Source organism: Gracilibacillus sp. HCP3S3_G5_2 (genome assembly GCF_052063305.1).
Taxonomy (GTDB): Bacteria; Bacillota; Bacilli; order Bacillales; family Amphibacillaceae; genus Gracilibacillus.
Genome location: NZ_JBQHXU010000028.1, coordinates 1 through 3,995 on the forward strand (window position 1 = coordinate 1; position 3,995 = coordinate 3,995).

The 3,995-nt window shown below is 34.1% G+C and carries 5 protein-coding genes and 1 pseudogene; all 6 read left to right on the forward strand.

Translation table 11 applies throughout. The annotated features are described in order from the left end of the window. The first annotated feature begins 118 nt into the window (after positions 1–118). On the forward strand, positions 119–1,813 hold the full coding sequence (locus ACTNEP_RS20275; RefSeq protein WP_441163765.1) for an FAD-dependent oxidoreductase: 1,695 nt from the start codon (positions 119–121) through the stop codon (positions 1,811–1,813). A gap of 279 nt (positions 1,814–2,092) precedes the next feature. Then, positions 2,093–2,377 carry a sulfurtransferase gene (locus tag ACTNEP_RS20280; protein WP_441163766.1) on the forward strand — a complete coding sequence of 95 codons (285 nt, stop codon included), beginning with the start codon at positions 2,093–2,095 and terminating at the stop codon, positions 2,375–2,377. Continuing rightward, a complete protein-coding gene (locus ACTNEP_RS20285) occupies positions 2,367–2,627 on the forward strand; it encodes a metal-sensitive transcriptional regulator (RefSeq protein WP_010648789.1) in 261 nt (86 codons plus the stop codon). The genes ACTNEP_RS20280 and ACTNEP_RS20285 overlap by 11 nt, the downstream gene beginning before the upstream one ends. 178 nt (positions 2,628–2,805) lie before the next feature. Beyond that, complete coding sequence (locus tag ACTNEP_RS20290) at positions 2,806–3,165, forward strand: rhodanese-like domain-containing protein (RefSeq protein ID WP_010648787.1); 360 nt, start codon at positions 2,806–2,808, stop codon at positions 3,163–3,165. A 15-nt stretch (positions 3,166–3,180) separates the two neighbouring features. Beyond that, complete coding sequence (locus ACTNEP_RS20295; RefSeq protein WP_010648785.1) at positions 3,181–3,480, forward strand: rhodanese-like domain-containing protein; 300 nt, start codon at positions 3,181–3,183, stop codon at positions 3,478–3,480. A 30-nt stretch (positions 3,481–3,510) separates the two neighbouring features. Beyond that, a pseudogene (locus tag ACTNEP_RS20300) lies at positions 3,511–3,885 on the forward strand (DUF302 domain-containing protein); the annotation flags it as partial. Positions 3,886–3,995 lie beyond the last annotated feature (110 nt).

Here is a 3,995-nt window from a genome sequence, read left to right on the forward strand (position 1 = left end):
TGAATTACTTTCAATTTTTAACTATCTATAAGGTGTGTCAACTAACTAGTGTTTATAAAATATTGAGAATACGCGAGTATTTGGAAGAAAAATTAACTTTATTGAGGGAGGCTTAAATATGGGAAAGAAAGTACTGATTGTTGGTGGAGTTGCTGGTGGAGCTTCTGTCGCTGCACGAGTCAGAAGATTAGATGAAAGTGCAGAGATTATTATGTTTGAAAAAGGTCCTCACGTATCCTTTTCGAACTGTTCGTTACCTTATCATTTAAGCGGTATTGTAGAAGATAGCGAAAAGCTTGTTTTAATGTCTCCCGATATCTTTAAGAGTCGCTACAATATTGAAGCTAGGGTACAACAGGAAGTTATTCAAATTAATCGGGATAAGAAAACAATCACTGTAAAAGATTTGATCTCAGATAAAACATACGAAGAGGGCTATGATAAATTGGTGCTTTCTCCCGGTGCTTCACCTATTCGACCAAATTTAGAAGGCATAGACAATTCTAATGTTTTTACAGTACGAAACGTAGTCGATATTGAGAATATCAATTCATATATCAAGCAAAAAGGTATGAAGGATATCGCGGTCATCGGTGGTGGCTTTATTGGAGTAGAGGTTGCAGAAAATCTTAAACTTGCGAACTATAATGTAACATTAGTTGAGTTTGCAAATCAAGTAATGGCACCATTTGATTACGATATGGCTCAAATCCTTCATAAAGAAATGGTGGATCACGGAGTTGAACTTATTCTAGATGATGGGTTATCTAAAATTTCTGATGGATATATTACAACAAACTCCGGTAGGAAAATTGATGCGCAGGCAGTGGTATTAGCGATTGGTGTAAGACCTGAAACCAACTTGGCTAAGGAGGCAGGTCTTGAGATTGGAGAAACAGGAGCTATTAAGGTCGACTCCAATTACTTAACAAGTGATAGAGATATTTATGCAGTTGGGGATGCCATTGAAGTGTATCATCGTTTGTTACAAAAACAAACAAGACTAGCACTAGCTGGGCCAGCCCAAAAACAAGCCAGAGCGGCTGCAGATCATATGTATGGAATTCCAAATAGAAATATCGGTGTAATAGGATCATCATCCATCCATCTCTTTGATCTAAATGCAGCATCTACTGGACTTAATGCAAGAACAGCTGAGCAAGCAGGAATGATGTACGATTATGTTTACTTAATGCCGGGAGATAAAGTGGGACTCATGCCAGACAGCAATCCGATGCATTTTAAATTGGTTTATGAATATCCAACAGGTCGAATTTTAGGTGCGCAGGCAATTGGTAAAGGAAATGTAGATAAACGAATTGATATTATTGCAACCATGATTACAATGAATGGAACGTTGGAAGATTTGAAAGACCTAGAATTGACCTACTCCCCAATGCTAGGAACAGCTAAAGATGTCGTTAATCATGCCGCTTTAGTAGGGCTAAACCTACTACAAGGCAGATACAAAGAAGTAAAAGTTTACCAAGTTCGAGAACTAGTAGAAAGTAATGCTTTTATTATTGATGCACGAGAAAAAGGTGAATATAATGCAGGTCATTTTAAAAACGCAGTTAATATTCCTTTAAGTGAGTTTAGACAGAGACTTGATGAAATTCCAAAAGGTCAGCCCGTATACATTCACTGTCGTTCAGGTCAAAGAAGTTATAATATGGTAATGGCATTACAAAATTTAGGATATGAGAATGTATACAACATTTCTGGTTCCTATTTGGGTGTAAACCTTTATGAATATTTTAATGATTTAGTTACTGGTAGAGAAAGAATAGTAACTGAATATAATTTTAAGTAGACTTAAAATCTGAAGAATATTATTTAACAGTATGAAACGGAGGTACATTATTTGGTGTATCCTCCATTTATTTTCTAATCTCAAGATGTGTATAAGTTTTGTTAAAGAAATCAAAAGCGACTAATAGAAAATAATATTGAAATCTTGACAATATACCTTATGGGGTATATTATTATTTATGTATTCCTTATTAAAAGGTGATCAATTATGATTATATATTTGCTATGTGTAGTTTTTGTTTTATTATGTTACGAATTATATAGAAGGTATTTCCCAATTATGGGAATAACTTGTAAGAATAGAATTGGCGAAAAGGGTATCGTTATATTAGATTTAAGAGATTACAACGAAAAAGGAACTTTAAAAAATGTGGCAATGCAGATACCTTACGCTTATTTGAGAAGACACTACAGTGAGATTCCGGATCAGTCACTTCATGTTGTAGCGAATGATCGAATGGATATTAATCTAGGGGTGAGATTTTTATTAAGAAAAGGATATAGTGTTAGTAGTTTCGAGATTATAGGTTGTGCATGTAAAGGAGGAATAATAGATGGAGTATGATAAATCTGTTATAAATCGTTTAAAACGTATTGAAGGTCAAATTAGAGGCGTATTAAATATGATTGAGCAAAATAAAGATTGTAGGGAAGTAATTACTCAATTATCAGCATCTCGTACTGGTATTGATCGTACAATTGGATTAATTGTAAGTATGAATTTAGAACAATGTGTTCGAGAGAATATTGAAAATGATGAAGATACGAAAGAACTTGTAAAAGAAGCAGTAAATTTATTAGTGAAAAGTAGATAAGGGTTCTAAAAATTTTCTTACTAAAAGGAAATTTAACAACCTTTTTCTTTTTAAATAAAACATACCCCGATGGGTATATGGTTAAGTCTAGTCTAATGGAAGTAACCGAATGAAACAATTAGAACAGAAGGTAAAATGACATCAGATAAAAATTAAGAAAAGAGAAGGTGAAGGTAGAGTGGATATTATACAATGGATTTTTATTATTTTGATCGCACTCTTTGTGATCAATCGTTTTATTCCCAAAAAGGGCATTACGAATATAACTGTTCAAGAAGCAAAAGATAAATTTAAGGATAAAAGTGTTCAATTTATAGATGTCCGTACACCGGGTGAATATAAAGCAAATCATCGCAAACCGTTTAAAAATATCCCACTTTCCAACTTGCCTAGCCAAGTAGACAAATTGGAAAAACATAAAGAAGTTGTTGTTATATGTCAAAGCGGAATGAGAAGTGCAAAAGCAGCAAATATCCTGAAAAAACAAGGATTCGAAAATATTTACAATGTAAAAGGTGGAATGAGTGCTTGGTATTAGAAAGGATGACAAGTGATGGCAAAACAAATAGCACCAGAAGAAGTAGCTAAACGTCTTCAAAATAGTGAAGAAGTATTCATAATTGATGTTCGTGAAAATGGAGAAGTAGCTAGTGGTAAAATCCCAAGTGCCAACAACATTCCTTTAGGTCAGCTTGCATTACGAAAAGGTGAACTGGACAAGGAAAAGAGCTATGTGGTTGTTTGTCAATCAGGTAATCGAAGTAAAGCTGCCTGTGGAATACTAGAGGCATTAGGTTTCAAAGTTGAAGATATGGTCGGTGGAATGAATAATTGGAATGGAAACAGTGAATAAAAACTAAGTAGATAGGAGTGAAATCAAAAGATGTTTCATTACACAATAGAGACACACAAATCTATAGAAGATGCCATTAAGTCATTGGAAGTAAATTTAAAGGAAGAAAAGTTTGGTGTTCAGTGGCAGTTTGACATTAAGGAAACATTGCAAAAGAAAGGATATGAACTAGACCATCCATTTACTGTTTTAGAAGTATGTAATCCTATAGAAGCGCAGCGTGTGTTGTCAACGAATCAGCTAATTGGATATTTCCTTCCATGTAAAATCGTTGTTTACGAGGATAATGAAGGGAAAACTAACATAGGGCTACCAAAACCAACTGCTCTAATTCAAATGGTAGAAGATGAAGAATTAAAGGAAATTGCAACCGACATTGAAGAAAGACTGATTGCCTGTATTGATGTAAAGCATCACTTTATCCCATCCAAAATTGGCCTATTTAAATCAAATTCCTCCAGTATGATTACTGTACTTTCCTGACACAATATGCTAAATTTTTTGCATATTATAAG

Coding starts and splice junctions, on each gene's coding strand:
- ACTNEP_RS20275 (WP_441163765.1), top strand. CDS start 119: ATGGGAAAGAAAGTACTGATTGTTGGTGGAGTTGCTGGTGGAGCTTCT.
- ACTNEP_RS20285 (WP_010648789.1), top strand. CDS start 2,367: ATGGAGTATGATAAATCTGTTATAAATCGTTTAAAACGTATTGAAGGT.
- ACTNEP_RS20295 (WP_010648785.1), top strand. CDS start 3,181: ATGGCAAAACAAATAGCACCAGAAGAAGTAGCTAAACGTCTTCAAAAT.
- ACTNEP_RS20280 (WP_441163766.1), top strand. CDS start 2,093: ATGGGAATAACTTGTAAGAATAGAATTGGCGAAAAGGGTATCGTTATA.